17 protein-coding genes are annotated in these 18347 nt (G+C 53.0%); 10 read left to right on the top strand and 7 right to left on the bottom strand.

Annotation, left to right across the window (positions count from 1 at the left end):
• The first annotated feature begins 88 nt into the window (after positions 1-88).
• The 5 genes from GAP13_RS08220 (at position 89) to GAP13_RS08200 (ending at position 4347) form a co-directional block, all read left to right on the top strand.
• A complete protein-coding gene (locus GAP13_RS08220; RefSeq protein ID WP_158905210.1) occupies positions 89-316 on the top strand; it encodes a hypothetical protein in 228 nt (75 codons plus the stop codon).
• Between the two features lie 398 nt (positions 317-714).
• A complete protein-coding gene (locus GAP13_RS08215; RefSeq protein ID WP_158907845.1) occupies positions 715-1065 on the top strand; it encodes an SPW repeat protein in 351 nt (116 codons plus the stop codon).
• Between the two features lie 151 nt (positions 1066-1216).
• The gene (locus GAP13_RS08210; protein WP_158907844.1) at positions 1217-3094 is read left to right on the top strand and encodes a sensor histidine kinase; all 1878 of its coding nucleotides are present in this window, start codon (positions 1217-1219) and stop codon (positions 3092-3094) included.
• Positions 3060-3764: a response regulator transcription factor gene (locus tag GAP13_RS08205; protein WP_158907843.1), complete on the top strand. Its 705-nt coding sequence runs from the start codon at positions 3060-3062 to the stop codon at positions 3762-3764. The genes GAP13_RS08210 and GAP13_RS08205 overlap by 35 nt, the downstream gene beginning before the upstream one ends.
• Before the next feature lie 145 nt (positions 3765-3909).
• Complete coding sequence (locus GAP13_RS08200) at positions 3910-4347, top strand: putative zinc-binding protein (protein WP_158907842.1); 438 nt, start codon at positions 3910-3912, stop codon at positions 4345-4347.
• 81 nt (positions 4348-4428) lie between these two features.
• On the opposite strand, the gene GAP13_RS08195 is transcribed toward GAP13_RS08200, so the two are convergent.
• From GAP13_RS08195 to murQ, 6 genes are all read right to left on the bottom strand, one after another.
• Positions 4429-4950, bottom strand: a complete 522-nt coding sequence (locus tag GAP13_RS08195; RefSeq protein WP_158907841.1) for a ferritin-like domain-containing protein — start codon at positions 4948-4950, stop codon at positions 4429-4431.
• 368 nt (positions 4951-5318) lie between these two features.
• The gene (locus tag GAP13_RS08190; protein WP_158907840.1) at positions 5319-6452 is read right to left on the bottom strand and encodes a hypothetical protein; all 1134 of its coding nucleotides are present in this window, start codon (positions 6450-6452) and stop codon (positions 5319-5321) included.
• 142 nt (positions 6453-6594) lie between these two features.
• Positions 6595-7917: an alpha/beta hydrolase family protein gene (locus tag GAP13_RS08185; RefSeq protein ID WP_158907839.1), complete on the bottom strand. Its 1323-nt coding sequence runs from the start codon at positions 7915-7917 to the stop codon at positions 6595-6597.
• A gap of 149 nt (positions 7918-8066) precedes the next feature.
• Complete coding sequence (locus GAP13_RS08180; protein WP_158907838.1) at positions 8067-9587, bottom strand: sensor domain-containing diguanylate cyclase; 1521 nt, start codon at positions 9585-9587, stop codon at positions 8067-8069.
• Positions 9588-9657: 70 nt separating this feature from the next.
• Positions 9658-10506, bottom strand: coding sequence for a MurR/RpiR family transcriptional regulator (locus tag GAP13_RS08175; RefSeq protein WP_158907837.1), 849 nt, complete (start codon positions 10504-10506; stop codon positions 9658-9660).
• A 5-nt stretch (positions 10507-10511) separates the two neighbouring features.
• Positions 10512-11450, bottom strand: coding sequence for an N-acetylmuramic acid 6-phosphate etherase (gene murQ, locus GAP13_RS08170; RefSeq protein WP_158907836.1), 939 nt, complete (start codon positions 11448-11450; stop codon positions 10512-10514).
• Positions 11451-11655: 205 nt separating this feature from the next.
• Here murQ and GAP13_RS08165 point away from each other — a divergent pair, with 205 nt between their 5' ends.
• The 3 genes from GAP13_RS08165 (at position 11656) to GAP13_RS08155 (ending at position 14743) form a co-directional block, all read left to right on the top strand.
• Positions 11656-12906, top strand: a complete 1251-nt coding sequence (locus GAP13_RS08165; protein WP_158907835.1) for an ABC transporter substrate-binding protein — start codon at positions 11656-11658, stop codon at positions 12904-12906.
• Between the two features lie 134 nt (positions 12907-13040).
• On the top strand, positions 13041-13916 hold the full coding sequence (locus tag GAP13_RS08160) for a carbohydrate ABC transporter permease (protein ID WP_158907846.1): 876 nt from the start codon (positions 13041-13043) through the stop codon (positions 13914-13916).
• Complete coding sequence (locus GAP13_RS08155; RefSeq protein WP_158907834.1) at positions 13913-14743, top strand: carbohydrate ABC transporter permease; 831 nt, start codon at positions 13913-13915, stop codon at positions 14741-14743. The genes GAP13_RS08160 and GAP13_RS08155 overlap by 4 nt, the downstream gene beginning before the upstream one ends.
• Here the strand turns inward: GAP13_RS08155 and GAP13_RS08150 are convergent.
• The gene (locus GAP13_RS08150; protein ID WP_158907833.1) at positions 14736-15914 is read right to left on the bottom strand and encodes an exo-beta-N-acetylmuramidase NamZ family protein; all 1179 of its coding nucleotides are present in this window, start codon (positions 15912-15914) and stop codon (positions 14736-14738) included. The genes GAP13_RS08155 and GAP13_RS08150 overlap by 8 nt on opposite strands.
• A 23-nt stretch (positions 15915-15937) precedes the next feature.
• Here GAP13_RS08150 and GAP13_RS08145 point away from each other — a divergent pair, with 23 nt between their 5' ends.
• Together GAP13_RS08145 and GAP13_RS08140 are read left to right on the top strand one after the other, a co-directional pair.
• Positions 15938-17185: a serine hydrolase domain-containing protein gene (locus GAP13_RS08145; protein WP_158907832.1), complete on the top strand. Its 1248-nt coding sequence runs from the start codon at positions 15938-15940 to the stop codon at positions 17183-17185.
• Positions 17186-17297: 112 nt separating this feature from the next.
• The gene (locus tag GAP13_RS08140) at positions 17298-18242 is read left to right on the top strand and encodes a BadF/BadG/BcrA/BcrD ATPase family protein (RefSeq protein WP_158907831.1); all 945 of its coding nucleotides are present in this window, start codon (positions 17298-17300) and stop codon (positions 18240-18242) included.
• Positions 18243-18347: the final 105 nt, after the last annotated feature.

The following is an 18347-nucleotide window of genomic DNA, read 5'->3' as shown; positions in this document are numbered from 1 at the left end:
AAACCAGGGAATTCCTGTTGATAACGAGGGGGAAATCCTCATGATAATTCCAGGGAAATTCAGTTGACATTAAACAAGTTTACTCCTCATGCGCCTCTTGGAATACCGCCTTGACTGGCAGTATTCCGCCGCAGCGATGCAACAGGCCTTGGCGAGTGCCTGCGGCACGAGCGTGGGGAAGAACCTCTATGTCTTTGATTACTACGATGCGGTGCTTGAGGCGATTGGGAAGAATCTTGGGATTGATTTTTCAAAGCAGTCGCGTACCTTGCAGGAGATTCGCCATCTTCTTGCCCAGACAAAGCGAAAACACTAAGGAGACGCATTACAGATTTTTGTTATGAACCAACACACGCTATTCATTATTAAATAAGATATTACAACACTTTTTTAATACAGGAACTGCAAAAGTCAGGATATGAATTATAGTGGAACCAAAAAAAACCGCAAGAAAAATTATTAAAAAAAATGAAAAATCCGCAAGAAAAAATGAAGTCGATACCCGGATCTGTTGCCTCGCCTGATCCGCTTCAAAATTTGCTGAATGTATATCTTAAATTGATCCCCTCCGAATTTACCAAACTTATACCTTCCGTTGACCCGCGCGTTTACCGGGGCTCTGTATGCTTTTCATAGACGGTCAGGAAAACCCGGACACAGAACCGGGGCATTCACGAACCGCCGGAAATTCAAGGTTCATTCGGGAGGTTTGGTATGAAAACTGCAAAGACGTTAGGCTGGCTCACCGGTGTCGTCGGTGTGTGGGAAATTTTAGCGCCATTTATCATTGGGTATTCCAACGTGGGCGGAGCCACCGCGAATGCAATCATTCTTGGTATCCTGCTTGCCGGATTCGGTCTCTGGGTTGGCCTTGGCAAAGCTGCCGGCACGGTTCGCACGCTGAGCTGGATCAATGCGCTGCTTGGCCTCTGGGTCCTGCTTGCACCATTTATTCTTGGCTATAGCGGCACAAGCGGCGGAGCCACCTGGAACGATGTCATCGTTGGTATAGTCGTCATCATCCTCGAGGTGTGGGGCGCTTCTGCAGCAAAGAAAGAGGCATAAGCAGTCCTCTGCCGCAGTTTCTTTTGCTGTTTGTGATATGCGCAGTCCGGCCCTTAGGCTTCAATGCTTGGGCCGGATTTTTTGTCTGCACCCTGAGTATGGGAGTGAGCGCAGGATGTAATGCTTAGAGGGAAAGGGTATAATGGCATATATGGCGCGTTCGTCTGGAAAATTTCGTGCGGTTTCCGGGCTTCGTTCTATCCGGAAGCTCTTGCCTTTAAGACTGCCATTCCAGAAATCCACTATCGAGCATAAGCCTTCATCAATCAAAGAACAAACCATCGACTATTTTCTTCCGGTCGCGCGCGCCGGCGTGGTAGCAGTGAGCGCACTCATTATTCTCGCAGAGTACCATCAAATCCAAAGCGTGGTACCGGCGCTTTGGCTCTTTCTGGAGCTGGTGCTCTACAATATTGCGGCAGGCCTCTATTCAAGAACATCGAGCATGCTCTCGAAAAAGCGCTATCTGGCGATCATTATTTCCGACATGCTCGAAGCGACCATTCTTGTCGGGGTCACCGGCGGCTACGACAGCCCGTTTTTTCCCATGTTTCTCTTTGTGATGGCGGAACTTGCGCTCTACTTCGACTGGAAGATTGGCGCGCTTTCGATTATCACTATGAATGGCCTGCAGATCATTTTTACGGCAATCCAGATGGCTGGCGCTGAGCCGCAGGTCAAATTCGAGGTCATCGAAAACCGCTTTTTCAGGCTTATTATCGTAGGTCTCCTGTTCGTAATTCTGGCGGAGAGCCTTCGCAAAGAGGATCTCGCACGAAAGCGGGCTATCCATCTTTCAGGGTTGATTTCCAGGCTCAATGATATTTTCGCACAGCTCGGCAATGCGCAGTTCGATATCGACAAAGTACTGCATACCATCCTTCAAGGAGCCAATGCGCTCGATTCGGTGGCATTCAGCGCAGTCATGCGTCAGGTAGTGCCCGACAAAAAATGGAAAATTCAAGCAGCGTTAGGTGATTCTGTCTGTACGCCATATATCCCTTTGGACAGCCTTGGAAATCTCATCGATTCGATGGGCGATTCGGAAATCATGGCTACAGAGAAAATAAAGGATTTTTCGCCCTGTTCCTCCGCCGTCCAGCAATTCGTTATGATCCGGCTGCCAGCCTATTCCTCGAAAGAAAACGGCGTCCTGCTTGTCGGGATCAACACAACCGACGCGCTCGAGCCGGAAGACAAAACATTTTTGCATGCGCTCTCGATTCAGACCCAGCTTGCGCTCCACAACGCGATTCTGTTCAATGAAACAAAGCAGCAGTACGAAGCGCTCAAATCCTTCAAGAAAACGCAGAATACCTTCTTTTCGTCGGCAGCGCATGAGCTTAAGACTCCCCTCACCGTCCTTAAGGTACTTGTATCGACGCTCGCCATGACCGCTTCTTCATGGACCAAGGATCAGCGCGAAATGCTTGCGACGATTCAGAGCAATGTCGAGCGGCTCGAAACACTTACCACGAACATGCTCGCCACAGCGCGGCTCGAGGCCATGAATGTAGCTCTTTCACGCCAGCCTGTCGACATGAAAGCGATCGCCGAACGCACCGTGCGCGAAATGCTCACCCTTATCGAAGAGAAAAACCTAACCATTACCATCGCCCCCGAAGAACCATGGCCACCATTTTTTGCGGACCCAGCACGAATTCGCGATATTATCGCAAATCTGCTTTCGAACGCGATAAAATTCTCACCGGTTGGTGGCCTCATCGGGATTCATTTTGAACAAACCGGTGCGATGGGCAGGATCTGCGTATCTGATGCTGGCCCTGGTGTACCGCCTACTGAGAGAGATAAAATATTCGAAAAATACTATACTTCGCAGGATGCAGGTGCGCGCGCAGGCACGGGGCTTGGCCTCTACATTGCGCATCAGCTGGCTTTGCTCCATGGGGGAGATCTCTGGTTCGATAGCCGCGGATCGGATAGGACGCGATTTTGCTTTTCGATTCCTTTGTACCTTGAAGGAGTAACCGAGGATGACCATTCCGACGAAAATTCTGGCAATCGATGACGAACCCGATGTCACACGATCCATCCGCTTGACCATCGCGGTGCAGGAACCTGAGTGGACGGTAGTGGAAGCATCAAGCGGGGAACAGGGGCTTATGCTCCTAAGTCAGGAAAAGCCCGACCTTGTATTGCTCGATTTGCGAATGCCAGGCATGTCGGGGCTCGAAACACTGCGGCGCATTCGGGCCTTCTCGAATGTGCCCATTATTGTACTCACGGTGACCAACAATGAGCTCGATGAAGTGAACTCGCTCGAGGAGGGCGCGGACGATTATATCACAAAGCCTTTCGGGCACCTCGAGCTTGTCGCTCACATAAAGTCAGTACTGCGGCGGTCGCGCGGGCATGAACCGGGGCATGAGGAAAAATATTACGATGGTGAGTTCAGTATCGACTTTGGCCGCCGAATCGTTGCCATAGGCTACAGGGAAGTGCCGCTTACATCGACTGAGTATGCGCTCTTGAAAATCCTTGCGGACAACCCGGGGCAGACAATTCCCGCCGAAACCCTGCTTGCGCGTGTGTGGGGACCGAACGCGCTCGACAATCGCAACTACCTCAAAGTGTATGTCCGGCGGCTGCGAGAAAAAATTGAGAAAAACCCTGCTGAGCCGGAATATCTCATTTCTGTGCGCGGCCTTGGTTACCGACTCGAGCGCCACTCGAAATAGCCGCAATCCAATTGACAGACATTAAATGCAGTAGTAGATTTGTAATTTTGCAAAATATTAAAACATTGCATCAAAAACAAGCCTAGTTTGGCAATTCGCCGCAGTTTGCGGCTTGTAACATCTATTTTTCTGGGAGAGGCGCATTATGGCTGAAAATTCCGGCACAAACAATGTGGAATTCCGTCGTCTGCAGGGCTGCTCAACGGATACAGAGAACATGGACATCATCTTTGCCTGTGACGGTGCGGCGAGCGTCGGCCAGGTCGGGAACCATGTGGCAATCGACCTTACGAACGCAGGCGTCGGCGCGCGCATGTGCTGCACTGCCGCGGTAGGCGCTGGCTCGGACGCGCATGTCAACATCGGCAAGCGCGCCCGCAGGGTCATCGCAATCAATGGATGCGCCAATCGCTGCGTCAGCAAGATCATGGAACAGCGGGGCGTCAAAGTCGCCCATGAATATGTCATCGCAACCATGGGCGTAAGCAAAATCCCGACGCTCGATTTCAATGAAGCTGATGTCGAACGCATATCTAAAAAGATCGCTGAAGATCTGGGGTACGATATCAAAGCCAAGAACTAGATCAACAGGTATCGGAGAATGCCCCTGAAGCCCCCGCGCTGCAAGCGTCGCTACCGGTCGACAACGGGAGGACCCGCGCAATCAATACTTCTGCAGTTGCTTCTGGAACGCCGCAAGGTGGTTTTTCGAGGCATCCCGAAGGAGGGTAAAGAGATCCACCACGCTCGCATAGCGCGGATCCTTGAGCACAGGCTGCGCCAGGAAACGCTCATACATCGCGATGTTGTCGATCTCTGCCTGCACGCCTGCCTGGGCGGCCTCTTTCAGTGTGCCGGGCGCATGAATGTACTTTGCGGCCTCATCCGCAGGGACCGCCAGCTTCAGCGTCGCGAACATGTCCTTGAGCCAGGAAATGTGCTGTTCCTCGGCCTGCTTGATGTTCGAGTATGGCGCAATCTGACCGAATTTGGCCATGATCGCCACATATTCCGCGCGCGCCAGGTACTCGTCCTGAATTGCGTAGGTGAGCATCGATTCGATGGTGAGCGCATTATCTGCCTTTGCGGCCGCGTTTCCGTACAGAGGCAATGATGTCTCGGCAAAGACTGCAAACGCAGCCACAAGCCCGATCAAGACCGCAAAAACCGCAACTTTTCTTTTCATTTCGTTACTCCTCGATAATCTTCTTTTTGCAAACATATGTTTACTCTTATATATAGTTGTAGCCATAAAACCAATAATGGTTCCATTTAAATATAGCGGTTGTGGTGGTCGGGGGCAAATCCTTGCGGGCACCGTGCGGCATGCGTCGGCGCCCTCATATTTATCGCACTTAGTGCGGCAGCCGACGCCGGCACCAGGAATTGCTGCCGCATTGATCATTGCAGCCGGTCCGGCGATTTCCTCCGGCACCGGCTTTTTCTCAATCACTCAGTTATTGAGTAGTGCCCCCAACCTTGTGCCAAATGGGCACAGCATCGAGCACTACCAAGCCAGCACCTCTATCTTCTACCCTCTCCTTTTTAGATGCGCTAGGCCAGCGCATATTTCGGCAGATACTCAGCCTTATCCTTGCCTGGCGTCTTCCAGCGCTTCTCCCAGGTCCGTCGCATCGTCTCGGAGAGCGTGCAGCGGCTCAAGAATGCTCGTATCCCACCAGTGAGCGCCTGCACAAAGTGCTGCACAAGGTGTACCGGAATCCCCGCTGCCTCAGCATGCGTACGAGGATGCATTCCTTTATGTGCACGAATACGAAAGGGCTTGAGGTAGTTGTGGCCAAGGAGGTACAAGCTGAGGCGCATCATGCCGTTTGCGACATTGCGGTTGAAACAGACTGTCTCCCGGTGGTGGTGCGCGAGGTCTTTGCGCAGCTCCCGGTCGATGTAGTTGGAAGAAAAAAGGGGATTGCTGAGGGTGCGGGGCAGCTTCGAGCTGATCGTCCAGTGGACGAGGCGGGTGTGTTCAGTCTGCGTGCGGAAGGCTGCAAGCCTCTGGAGCACGCGCTGATAGTCGGGCTTTTCATCGGTGATGAGGACAAAGGGCCGGTAGGGAGCCGGTGGCTGCAGCTGCAGGGCGTGTACGAGGGTTTCGCGGAAGGAGCGGGCGAGTGCGCCGCGCTCTAAGGGGATACGACGGTAGAGCTCCCGCGCCTTTGCCTTCTGGGCAGCCGTCATGGTGCCCGACCTGCGGCGGCTGGCATGGCTGAAGTCGAGGATGAACAGGGAATGGGCAGTGATGGCGATGGGGATTTCGCTCGGGAAATACTGGGAAGTATCGAAGGAGACAAAGCCATCGATACAGATATCGTCATACCCCGCTCGGGATGCAAGGCACTGGGCATGCAGGGCGATTGCCTGGCGGGTAAGCCGATCGATGCGATTGGACAGGAGGTTGAGGGAGACTGCGAGGTTGCGGCTCATGGCCCTTAAGCTTTCGCCGCTTACAAGGCGGGCGACGATATCGGGTAAAGCCACTGGCCGCTTCACATAGTAGGCTAACGAGAAGGTCTGGGAAGAGAAGGTCCTGTGGCAGGCGGAACACTGGTAGCGTTGGACGCGGCCAAATGCCTTGGTGGTATAGAAGCCCTTGGGCTTTGCCCAAGCGAAATCTGGTGCGTTACTGTGCCAGACACAGTGAGGATTCGGACAGAAAGGGAAGGATTGCATCGGCATCTACCTCCATAGAGAGTGGTGAGTCTTCTCATAGAGGTAGACGCGAGAATGCGAATGCTTACTTCAACTCTGGCACAAGGTTGGGAGCACTAGCCAGTTATTGCGGCAGCCTGTGCTCCAGCTTCAGGCCGGCGGCTCAGCGCGCTCCCGGCAGCCTGTGCTCCAGTTTCAATCCCACAGCCTGGTTGTTCCCGAAACCTTTCCAGTAGGTGTGGTCGGGCTTGGGCTGGCCTTTTTCATCAACTGACCATTTGCCGTCGGCACCGTTCTCGATGAGGGCAAGCCAGCTGTCGGCATTGGGGTCGCCTTTGATGTATTTCGCCAAAAAGGCAGTGATGAAATGCTGGGCGATGTTGTTCATGCGCACATTGTCCCAGACAGCGTCGAGGTAGTGCGAAGCGACTTTGGCGCCGAGCGAGCCTTTTGCGCGCACTTCTTTGGGAGCGGGCATTGGAGCGGCTGAGTTGTGCGAGCCGTTCTCGAAGGTGAGAAAGTAGCGGTCAGCATTGATAGCTAGATCGAATATCGTATGGGAGCCGGGCGAATAGCCAGCGACGGTGTCCTTGCTGCCAGCCATGAAGAATATCGGGGTTTTGATTCCTTTGAGCCCTTCTGCATCCCAGAAGCCGTAATTCATGCCCCAGGGAGCGATCGCGACACCCGCCTTGACGCGCTGATCAAGGCTCGCGGTGTAGGCGGGGTTGCCCGCAGCTCTCGCTTCGAGAATGTTCCCAGGAGAGAAGGTCGCATTCTTGACAATATTCGCCGACAGGCCGCCGCCAAGCGAATTGACGACGCCATATGCGCCCATGGAATAGCCGATGAGTGTGGTCTTGTCCGCATCAATCATGCCTGCGAGGCCGGTGCCGCGGTCATCGGCATTGAGGCGAGCCATCGAATCGAGCACAAAGAACTGATCTGGGGAGCGATTGTACAGGGTCGAGGGAAAGGTGCCCTGATCGGAATAGGTGCTGTCGGTGTGATCGATCGAAACGACGACATAGCCTTTGCTGGCGAGGTTTTCACCCAGGTGGCTCAAGAGGAAACGGTTACCCGGATAGCCGTGGGAAATAAGGACGAGCGGATAGGGAGCCGCGCTTTTGTCGGGAGCTGCGTTGCGCACGGCTCTTCCATAGAGCGTCACTTTGAGGCTGGGATCACGGGTGACGACATTAAGATACTCACCACTGGGCGCCTGGCCCGGCACGAGCGTGGCTGGGTACCAGATTTCGCAGGTGAGCGGGCGGTCGTAGGTGGGCATGGGTTGGCCCGGTTTATAGTTGACGATGTCGGGTTGGCCCGGGTGGACGAAGGTGAGGGTGGTGACACCGATTGTGTAAGGGCCGTAGTCCGCGAGCGCCGGGGCGTCTGCGCGGATAGTATCGATGTGGTTATCCTGGCTCCATACTGCAGGCAATAACATAGCGAATAACGCTATCATACTGAGGAATTTTTTCATATGTGCCTCCTAGTTGAACGATTATTGAACGAGGAATACGGCACCGCAATCGCGAAAATGCAAATTTTTTAGCAAATGAAAATAAACCGCGCCCCCAGTTCCCTTCCCCCTGCCCCCGGACACCCTTTGCCCTTCGACCTTCCAACCTCTCAACCTTCTACCCTGTTTCGGCCTCTGTTTTTCGCCAGGTAGAGCGCGCGGTCGGCTGACATCAAAAGTTCATCGAGATCGTAGGCTCCCTCTTTTTCCGAGCAGGACGAAACGCCGATCGATACCGTAACCCGCACCGGAATCATTCGCTTTTCGATCGCGATTCCTTCGATGCTTCTGCGAATACCTTCACCGATATCCAATGCTTGCTCTCTCTGCGCGCCGCGCAGTAGAACGACAAATTCCTCGCCTCCATAGCGCCCTGCAAAACCTTTTTGCTTGCACCTTCGTCGTATTATGCGCCCAACAGCAGCGAGTACTCTGTCGCCCACCGCATGCCCGAAACGATCGTTCACATTCTTGAAATGATCCACATCGATCATAAGAAGCGCAATATTCTTCCACGCTCTCTGAGCATTTGCCAGCACTTTTTCCGCTCGTTCCATAAACCTGCGCCGGTTGTAAAGGCTCGTGAGCGCATCGAAATTCGCCAGTTTCCGGAGCCGATTCGTCAGGCGTCTTGAGTCCGTTATATCTCTAAAGAAATAGACACGTCCCAGCACTGAACGACCTTCATAAATAAGGGTGAACCTTCCTTGGTAGTACCGTTTGTTCCCTGCCAGTTCGACAACTTTTTCCATCTTCAATGGAGCATCGAAATTGAACAGGGAAGCATCCGCAGGATCCGATATCGGCATTCCGATACTGCTCGAATTCAGCCAGGGAAAAATCTTTTGCGCTGCTGCGTTGAAATCAGAAATCCTCCCATCCCGGTCAAGAATAACCACCCCGTCGTCTATACCAGCAAATATCGAATAGAGAAACACTTCCTCTGAACTGAGCGTGCCATAGCGCAAAACTGCAATCGCAATGAAAAATATGCTCAACGCAATGCCAAAAGGCGCCAAGTCAATACCATTATGCGATTTCCCAAGCTGGTAGATGACAATCCATGGCAGAAGGCTCAGTGTACTGACAAACATCCAGAAACCACTGCTCTTGAAAACCCCGCCGCGCCTGCGCCAAGAAAGCCATTGCAGTATGATGCTCATAATGATAAATGCAGATTGATAAACAAGTTGAACCCAGTACCAAGGCCCTTTTTCGATAATTGCAAGATGATGCCCATCTATATCCGAAAGCCTGAGCGAGCGGTAAAAAAGCCCCTGAAATTCCTGTGTCGACACAAGAAAAAGCGTAATTGCCGGTATGACAAATACCAACACCACCATCCTGAATCTCGGATTGCGGCTGTACCATAATTTCCACGAAAGCAAAAACCAAAATGAAGAAACAAACGATAAGCCAAAATATTCGAATTTGAGCCAAAAACGGATTTCTTCGAGAGAATGCGCGCCCAACTCGGACGCGTAGCCGAAAATATAGAGAAAAGCACAGAGGGCTGCAAAGAAAAAGTATCGCGCAAGATGGCTCTTCTGCCGGGCTGCAGAATAGATGACCAAAAAGCCGACAATTGCGCTTGTCGCGTACAGAATTGTTCTCAGTGTTTCAATGCTCATTGCATTTTTTTCCAATAATATTGTATACGAGACAGAGACTTTTGCGCCAGTTGAGCATCAGAACAGAGCATCAGAACCCGTGCGTCGCCTGCATCGAACGCTCGAGCGCCGCGATTGCGCCGTCGATATCATACGAGATAATGACATTGAACAGAATATCTATTGCAGCAAGCTGGCTCAGCCGCGAGAGTTCTGCCGCGCTGCGGTAGACGCGCTCCACGGCAGGGATAGAGAGTGCAAGATCGGCCCGGCCGCACAAGCGATTTGTTCCGGCCATAGTCATTGCGATCAGAAAACAGCCACGCGCTTTCGCCTGGTCCGCTACTTCGATCATGGCATCCGTCTCACCGGAATACGAAATAACAAAAGCGATATCCTGAGGACGCAGGGCACAGGATGCTGTGATCTGTGCGTGGGTATCGAAAAGGTAGGAGGAAGGAAGCCCAATGCGTGACAGCTTCTGATGGAAGTCCGCTGCAACAAGGCCCGAGGCGCCAACGCCAAAGAGCGCGGTCATGGCGGCAGTGCGAATTCGTTCCGCAGCTTCTTCCACAGCTTGCGGGGAGAGCGTCGCCGCAAGTGCACTCATGGTGCGGCGCACTGCTTCCGCCATGTCATGAATTGCCTTCGAAGCCGGCGTTTGCGATTCCAGGCCGAGATCGGGCAGATATTTCTCATTCCAGCCCTGATACACATCTTTGGCCAGCCAGAGCTTGAAGTCGCTGTATCCCTCTGCACCAATCCGCTTGCAGAAGCGCACGACTGCTGCACTGCTCGTACCCGCCTGGCGAGCTAACTCGGCAATATTGAGATGCAGCACTTTCTGAGGCGATGCCTGGACAAACTCGGCGATGCGGCGTTCGGTGTCCGCAAGGCGAGGCATAGATTGGGCAATTGTTTCAAGGGCCCCATAATTCATGCTATTTACCTGCCTTTTTTTGACTGGGAATATATTCGCATCGCATCGGCGAGGCGGCCTTGTCCTTGCTGAATGAGTTCTTGTGCCGTTTCAGCACTGATTCCAAGTGCAATCATCAAGATAGCAATTTTAGGCTTCCCGCCTGACGCAAGAAAGGCCGCTTCCGCTTCATCCTTGGTGCAGCCCGTCGCTTGGCGGATAAGGCGCTTCGAGCGATCCACAAGCTTCCGGTTGACAGGCGTGAGATCTACCATCAGGTTACCGTAGACCTTGCCGATACGAATCATGCTGGTTGTCGTAAGCATGTTGAGCACAAGTTTCTGGGCGGTACCTGCTTTCATTCTGGTAGAGCCAGTGATAACCTCGGGGCCTACCTCCAGCAGTATGCGATGGTGCGCAAGCGCAAATGTCTTCGATTCGCGGTTGCAGGATATCGCCCCCACTACCGATCCTTGCTCTCTTGCATACTGCATGGCCCCCAACACATAGGGCGCGGAGCCCGATGCAGTAATGCCCACAAGAACATCGCGGGAACAGAAATCGATATTGCGCAGGGCTAGCATTCCCTCTTCCGGCTCATCTTCTGCGCCTTCGATTGAGTTTCGCAGGGCAGCTTCCCCACCGGCTATAATGCCCACCACCATCCCTGGTGGAACCCCAAATGTCGGTGGACACTCGGATGCATCGAGCACACCAAGCCTTCCCGAAGTACCAGCGCCGATATACACAAGGCGGCCTCCGCTAGTAAATGCGCGGACAATGTCTTCCACAAGCGCTGCAATATCGCGCAGAACCTTTTCGACCGCAAAGGGCACACCCTTGTCTTCTTCATTGATAATGCGCAATATTTCGATAGTTGGCAGCTTGTCGATATTTGCAGAACGGGCATTGCGCGATTCGGTCGTGGCGCGTTCGAGATAGTCATCCAATGCTTGAAAGTCCATTGTCGCTCCTGTGTTTTTTCATTATATAGCGATGTTCATACATCATTGCAATGCTCAAAAGCCAAATTTCGAAAAATTATTTCAAAAAATATTGACAACCCGGCAGAACAGTCCAATACTGGTTGTGGCACAGTGCGTTCCAAGCTGCACATGCCAGAGCAGCGCTTGCATAGCGCTCATTCTATTTTCACCAGGAGGCTCGAACATGGCAAAAAGGTTTTTGATGGCAATGCTTCTGCTTTGCCTTATGATGCCCGCATGGGCTCAGTCCAAACCGGCGACAGTAACCATCTGGGGCTGGCGCGCTCAGGATGTCGATGTATGGAAATCGGTCGAAACTGCACTCAAAGCAAAAGGAGAGCAGATTACCATCAAATATGAAGTATTTCCGCCAACTGAGTATGATTCCAAGCTGCTCGTTTCTCTGCAGGGCGGCGTCGGTCCGGATCTCATGTACACCCGCAGACTTCCGGGCGCGAGAACACAGGCTCTTATTGACAACTCCTATCTCGTGCCGCTCGACAGCAGCGTAGACCTGTCGAACTTTGACAATGTCTCCCTCAGCTTTATCCGCTCGAACAACAAGACCTGGGGGGTTCCTTTTGCAAACCAGATTGTCGGCATTTTCTACAACAAGGCGATGTTCGACAAATACAAACTCAAAGAGCCGCAGACCTGGGATGAACTCGTGCAGGTTGCCGAAACTCTTCAAAAAAATGGCATCACTCCATTCTTTGTCTCCGGCAAGGAAGCGTGGACTCTCGCCATGCAGAATGCAATGGTCGGCGTGAGCTACCCTGGCGACGCCTGGATTGGCAAGCTTGCGGAAGGAAAAGCCAAATTCACCGACCCAGAATATGTCAACATGCTAAAAGACCTCAATGCGCTCAAGAAGTACTACCAGAAGGACTTTATGGCAAATACCACCGCAGAGCAGGATGTCGCCTTTGCAATGGAACAGGTGGCAATGGTCTTTTACGGAGTCTGGGGCAATACCAACTGGCTCAAAACTAATCCTGACCTGAAGTTCGATTATTTCCCCGTTCCCCCAAAAGACAAGAATCTTCCTGCAAAAGCGTATATCTATATGGATGGCGCGTATGGTTTGAGCAGCGCATCCAAGAACAAAGATGCTGCGATCAAAGTGCTCAACTATGCCGGTACCAAAGCGTATGGCGAGCTCTTCTCTTCAACGACCGGCGAGATAACCGCAATAAAAGGCGTTACCATGCCTGCATCCAAGCCGATTCTTGTCAAATGCTACAACAAAATGGTCACAATTGCATCGACCAACCGCTACTGGGTCGGCTCACCGTTCGATGCAGGAATGCCCAGTGTCTACAACATTCTGCAAGAAAACATGCAGAAGATGTATCTTGATCAGATGACGCCGGAAGAGCTTGCAAAGAAATTGCAGGATGGCATTTCGACATGGTACCCGGCTTTCAAAAAATAACGCTGTGCTGATGCCACATGCGTGGGCGTGCAGGGCGGTCGCTTTCTGATCGCCCTGGCAAAGCCGGTTCCTCTGAAGCGCGCCCCATTTTGTATCTGAGCGAGGTAGACGTGCGGAAATATTCTTTTTTGTGGATGCTCTTCCCGGCGCTGCTCTTATATACCGTATTCATTGCGTATCCGTTTTTTTCGAGCCTCGGGCTCAGCTTCTATGACTGGCCTGGCATTGGACCGAAGAAATTCATCGGACTCTCGAACTACAAGAATATTCTCTCCGGATTTATGGCGCCGGAGTTTTATCGCGCGCTCGGGCATAATATCGTATTTTTCATATGGTCTCTCATTCTTTCGGTAGTGCCTGGGCTTTTTTTCGCTTTTCTGCTCTCCGCGGATATAAAGGGAACAAAGTTTCTGAAGGTAATCTATTTCTTTCCGAACACGCTCGCGATTGTGGTGGTAGGCTTTTTGTGGGGGCTGCTGCTCAATCCGCAATGGGGGCTTGTCAATCAGCTGTTCCGCGTGCTCGGGCTCGGCTTTCTTGCAAAACCATGGCTTGGGAATACAAGTACTGCTCTGCCGACAATCATTTTTGTGACGGCATGGAGGGGGCTCGGATTTTACATTCTAGTGTATCTGGCTGCGATTCTCGGCATCGATCGCGAAATGACAGAGGCAGCCCGAATCGACGGCGCAACTGAAATGCAGATTGCTGGGCGCATTATCTTGCCGCATCTTCTGCCGATTATTGCCACAACAAGCATGCTCAAATTCATATGGACATTCAATATCTTCGACATTGTCTACGCGATGGAAGGAACGCAGGGAGGTCCCGCAGGTTCCACCGACGTGCTCGGAACCTTGTTCTACCGCATTGCGTTTGGCGGGCTCGGGTCGAGTCAAGTGGGCATGGGTCTTGGCGCGACAGTGGTGACACTGATTTTCCTTCTGGTTTTCCCAGTGTCGATTTTCTATGTGTTCATCGTCGAGAAGCGAGTGGAAAGGGGCGAATGATGTTCAAACTGAATGGACTACAGAAAGCTATTGCATGGATATTCCTTGCGCTCCTTGCATTTGTAAATCTTTACCCTATAGGTATCATGATTCTTTCGAGCTTCAAGTCGACGCGCGAAATTTTCCTGAAGCCTTTCAACCTGCCGGCTGTGTGGCGATGGAGCAATTATGTTTCGGCGTGGCAGCGGGCCGATTTTGCGACATATTTCAAAAACAGCATTCTGGTGACCGCGGCCTCGATTGCTGCGATTCTGCTTGTTTCGTCGATGGCGGCCTATGTCATCGCGCGATTCGATTTCAAGTTCAAGCGTGGCATATACTTGTTCCTGCTTGCCGGCCTTGCGTTGCCGACGCGCCTGGCAATTATTCCGATATTCCTCATCATGCGCTCGCTGCACTTGCTCGACAAGCTTTCGGGGCTGGTTATTGTCTATGCGGCTGGAGGTATCGCATTTTCGGTATTCCTGCTGGTGAATTTTTTCAAGAAACTGCCACGCGACATTGAAGATTCGGCAAAAATCGATGGCGCTGGCCCGTTTCGCATCTATTGGCAGATTGATCTGCCTCTGCTGAAGCCGGCGCTGGTCACGGTGGCCATGTTCAATTTTATCGATGTGTGGAATGACTTTTTCTTCCCTTTGATTTTGTTGAGTTCGAGGGTAAAAAAGACGATTCCGCTGGGGCTTCAGGCTTTTTTCGGCGAGTATACTATTGAATGGGATGTGCTGTTCGCAGCGCTGAATATTTCGGTACTGCCGATACTGATTATCTTTTTGATACTGTCAAAGCAGTTTATCGCGGGAATGACGGAAGGGGCGCTTAAATAGCGCCATAGATCAAGTAATTCTGCCGCAGCTTCAAAAAGCGCTCTTCTCCTTCGTGTGCAAAAGCGAGACATTCTTCAAGAGGTGCGCCGCTATCAATCATGCAGCGCAGTGTCGTATTCCCGGCAAGTCTATCGAAGAACGAAAGCTCTGGATTCTCCCAATCTTCCCGCCAGCGAAAATCGTGTGGATACATGCGGTGAATCGTGTGCACGACTGCAATGCCGGTATCGAGAGAGCGCACCGCTTCCCGGTCAACAACTGAAACAAGAACCCCTTCGCAGAGCGCTCCCTTATACTTGGATGCTGTAGGAGTGAAAAACAGCGACATGAACACGAGGCCCGGCAAACCAAGCGCGGAGAGCGCTTCGCGAAGCGCTTCGCCATCGACAAAGGGCGCACCGATAATCTCGAAGGGGCGAGAAGTTCCTCGGCCTTCCGACAACCATGTACCTTCCACAAGGCAGGTTCCCGGATAGAGTTCGGCACATGAGAGCGAAGGCAGGTTCGGCGAAGGAAGCGGCCATGGAAGATCTGTTTCTGCCCAAGGCTGGCGCGCATCCCATCCGGAGAGCGGCACAATTTCGAGAGCACAATCTGGATAATACTCGCCGCGCAGATAGCGCGCAAATTCCCCTATTGTCAGGCCATACCGCGGTGGCAGCCCATACCCTCCCACAAAACTATCCGCCTCTTTCGGGATGGGCGAGCCTTCCACTTTGCGCCCTCCGATGGGATTTGGCCTATCGAGCACGATGAGCGGGACACCAACAGTTTCGCATGCCTCCATCATGTAAGCCAGCGTATATAGAAATGTATAGTAGCGGCAGCCGACATCTTGCATGTCGAACACGACGGCGTCGAGGCCTTCGAGCATCCATGGTTCAGGCTTGAACCGATTTCCATACAGTGAGTAAGCAGGAATTCCTTTGAATAGTTCATCCTTGACATGGACTGCATCCTGGGCAGCCCCGCGAAAGCCATGTTCTGGCCCGAAAAGGCATACAGGGCCAAGGCTGTTTTGCATGAATGCTTTCCATGCAGGGATTCCCGTGGAGGTTATTGCTGATGGGTTTGTCGCAAGCCCATATCGCTTGTTGCGGCGGCTGGAATCCGCAATAAAATGATCGAGACCACATCGCACAGGGGTCGCCGGCAGATTCGATATATGCATAATCTATGCTATCATCAGGGTATATGGCACACAATAGCAGCACTGATTTATCCGTTGAAAAGGCGAGTACGCCCGATAGAGTGCTGGCTGCGGGACCAGGCGTTCCGCTTGACGCCCTTCTTGACTCAGCAATTGCAAACAAGCTGTGCACGGGGGCGGCCGGCGCAGTATCGATCGATGGGAAGATTGTCTGGTCTCGATGCGCAGGGAAGACCGCGCTGGAAAGCGATGAGGCGCAGTTGGCTCGCACCAGGGCGACCTCGGTTTCTGAGTTCTCCATTTCTGAGCCTCCGGTTTTGGAGCCCGCGGTTTCTCCGCCCGCGCCCATTACAACGCAAACCCTCTTCGATGCAGCATCCCTTACCAAACCCTTGGCCACAGCGCTTCTGGTGATGAAGGCGGTGGAATCGGGAGCGCTGGACCTCGATGCGCCTCTCGGCAAGTACTTGCCGGAAATTCACTCCCAGGCGGCGCACATCCCTCTTATTGCACTCCTCACCCATACTGGAGGCATGCCCGCAATCCCGGCACTCGAGAGATTTTTTCCGGATTCTGCCCGGCTCGATCGGCAAGAGGCGCTGGCGCAACTTTTTTCAATCAGGCCAGAGTTTGCAGCTGGGCGCCATGTCGAGTATTCCTGCACAGGATATATACTTGTCGGTGCTGTCCTGGAGCGCATTTCCGGCATGTTACTCGGAACGCTTTTTGAGCAGGAAATCGCGCGGCCGCTTGCGCTGTCGTGCGCTGCTTTTGCACCCAGGATTCTGGATTCGGGAGAGCCTTCAGCATTCAAGGGCGCAGCGCAAACCGAATTCTGTCCATGGCGCAAAAAACGAATGGATGGCCAGGTTCACGATGAAAGCGCATACTGCCTGGGCGGGCACTCCGGCAATGCGGGGCTTTTTCTTTCGCTTGAGGATGCCCTTGTGCTCGGCAATCTGTTCCTGCAGGAAGGCATAAGCCGGGGGAAACAGCTTTTGCGGCCCGAAACAATGCGCACGATGCTCCAGGAACGCACCATAGGCCTTGAAGAGCGGCGCTCGATCGCTTTCAAGCTTCATGGCCAGGACACTGCCGATGGCCCTTTGTGGCCGGCGCAATCCTTTGGCCATACCGGCTTTACCGGCACCAGCATCTTTTTCGAGCCAGGCCGCAAATTGGTGGCAGTGCTTCTTACAAACCGAGTCTATTACGGCAGAGAAGCGACGGCAGGCCTCATTGTCGCCTTCCGCAAGGAATTCCATTCGGGCGTCTGGCGGGCTTTTTGCTGAATTCCGGTTACCGGAGCATGGAAATTCGGGGAATAGTAGATTAGAATGCGGACTGGCCGGCAATAAGCCTCAGCACGGCACTAAATGTTCGCTACATATACAGGAAGCTTACATGAACGAGCAATGGATATTCGGCATCGATGGAGGCGGGACATCGACGCGCCTCAGAATCGAGAACCTTGAAGGCAGTCTGCTTTTTCAATCCGAAGGGCCAAGTCTCAATCCGAGATCGGCGGGTTGGGATGGTTCCCAGCGCACGCTTGTTCAACTCTTTTCCGAGATGTACGAGCAGACTGGCCTTGTGCCGGATAGCTGTCTGTCGGGTTTTGCAGGAGTGGCCGGCATTGACCGGGCTGAAGATACTGGCACAATGCTTGGGCTGATCCGGAACGCAGCCAGGCTGGGCCCCGATACAGCACTCGAAGTAAAAAACGATTCGATTCCTGCGCTTGCGGGGGCTTTCGGTGAACTTCGAGGCATTCTTCTCATCGCGGGAACAGGCTCGATTGCGGTCGGAGCCAACGGTGCGGGCCGAATTATTCGATCTGGAGGTTGGGGGCACATTCTCGGCGATGAGGGGTCGGCATACTGGGTGGGACTACGAGCGCTCAATGCAGCCATCCGGTTCCATGACCGGCGGGGGCCCCAGACTGACCTACTTGGAAGCGCGCTTGCATTTTTCGAGGAGCGCGACCCCTTTGCGCTCATTCCTGCGGTCTATGAGCCTTTCGATAAGGCAAGAATTGCCGCATTTGCGCGCATTGTTGCAGAAGAGCGGGAGCGCGGCGACGAAGTGGCAGAGCAGATTTTCAAGGAAGCGGCGGAGGAACTGGCCTTGCTCGCCATTTCCATTGCAACGCGCCTTGGGGAAGTGCTAGCGGGAGGGCGCATTGCATTTGCTGGAGGTTTCTTCAGCAATAACGAGCGGCTCTGGCACGACACTGAAGCGCGGATCATTGCCTCGCTGCCCCGTCATCGCATCTATTCACCGCAGGCAGATGCGGCAAGCGGCGCATGCCTGCTCGCGCGCCAGAACATCGAAAAACCGCGCTTCTGAATATTCAGTGCCGGCTGCTTGAAATTGCTCAGCAGGCGTATCTTTTTTAAGAGCACCTTTTTCTGGCGCATCTTTTATGACGAAAGCAGCTGCCTGACGCATCAC

The sequence above is a fragment of the Rectinema subterraneum genome (assembly GCA_009768935.1).
Classification (GTDB): domain Bacteria; phylum Spirochaetota; class Spirochaetia; order Treponematales; family Rectinemataceae; genus Rectinema; species Rectinema subterraneum.
Note: the sequence above shows the minus strand (reverse complement) of the source record. Positions and strands in the feature narration are given on the sequence as shown.

What these genes read in the sequence shown, in the direction of transcription:
- GAP13_RS08160 (WP_158907846.1), top strand. Translation starts at nt 13,041, where the DNA reads ATGCTCTTCCCGGCGCTGCTCTTATATACCGTATTCATTGCGTATCCG.
- GAP13_RS08175 (WP_158907837.1), bottom strand. Translation starts at nt 10,506, where the DNA reads ATGAATTATGGGGCCCTTGAAACAATTGCCCAATCTATGCCTCGCCTT.
- GAP13_RS08220 (WP_158905210.1), top strand. Translation starts at nt 89, where the DNA reads ATGCGCCTCTTGGAATACCGCCTTGACTGGCAGTATTCCGCCGCAGCG.
- GAP13_RS08145 (WP_158907832.1), top strand. Translation starts at nt 15,938, where the DNA reads ATGGCACACAATAGCAGCACTGATTTATCCGTTGAAAAGGCGAGTACG.
- GAP13_RS08150 (WP_158907833.1), bottom strand. Translation starts at nt 15,914, where the DNA reads ATGCATATATCGAATCTGCCGGCGACCCCTGTGCGATGTGGTCTCGAT.
- GAP13_RS08200 (WP_158907842.1), top strand. Translation starts at nt 3,910, where the DNA reads ATGGCTGAAAATTCCGGCACAAACAATGTGGAATTCCGTCGTCTGCAG.
- GAP13_RS08205 (WP_158907843.1), top strand. Translation starts at nt 3,060, where the DNA reads ATGACCATTCCGACGAAAATTCTGGCAATCGATGACGAACCCGATGTC.
- GAP13_RS08180 (WP_158907838.1), bottom strand. Translation starts at nt 9,587, where the DNA reads ATGAGCATTGAAACACTGAGAACAATTCTGTACGCGACAAGCGCAATT.
- GAP13_RS08185 (WP_158907839.1), bottom strand. Translation starts at nt 7,917, where the DNA reads ATGAAAAAATTCCTCAGTATGATAGCGTTATTCGCTATGTTATTGCCT.
- GAP13_RS08210 (WP_158907844.1), top strand. Translation starts at nt 1,217, where the DNA reads ATGGCGCGTTCGTCTGGAAAATTTCGTGCGGTTTCCGGGCTTCGTTCT.
- GAP13_RS08215 (WP_158907845.1), top strand. Translation starts at nt 715, where the DNA reads ATGAAAACTGCAAAGACGTTAGGCTGGCTCACCGGTGTCGTCGGTGTG.
- GAP13_RS08165 (WP_158907835.1), top strand. Translation starts at nt 11,656, where the DNA reads ATGGCAAAAAGGTTTTTGATGGCAATGCTTCTGCTTTGCCTTATGATG.
- GAP13_RS08190 (WP_158907840.1), bottom strand. Translation starts at nt 6,452, where the DNA reads ATGCAATCCTTCCCTTTCTGTCCGAATCCTCACTGTGTCTGGCACAGT.
- GAP13_RS08140 (WP_158907831.1), top strand. Translation starts at nt 17,298, where the DNA reads ATGAACGAGCAATGGATATTCGGCATCGATGGAGGCGGGACATCGACG.
- murQ (WP_158907836.1), bottom strand. Translation starts at nt 11,450, where the DNA reads ATGGACTTTCAAGCATTGGATGACTATCTCGAACGCGCCACGACCGAA.
- GAP13_RS08155 (WP_158907834.1), top strand. Translation starts at nt 13,913, where the DNA reads ATGATGTTCAAACTGAATGGACTACAGAAAGCTATTGCATGGATATTC.
- GAP13_RS08195 (WP_158907841.1), bottom strand. Translation starts at nt 4,950, where the DNA reads ATGAAAAGAAAAGTTGCGGTTTTTGCGGTCTTGATCGGGCTTGTGGCT.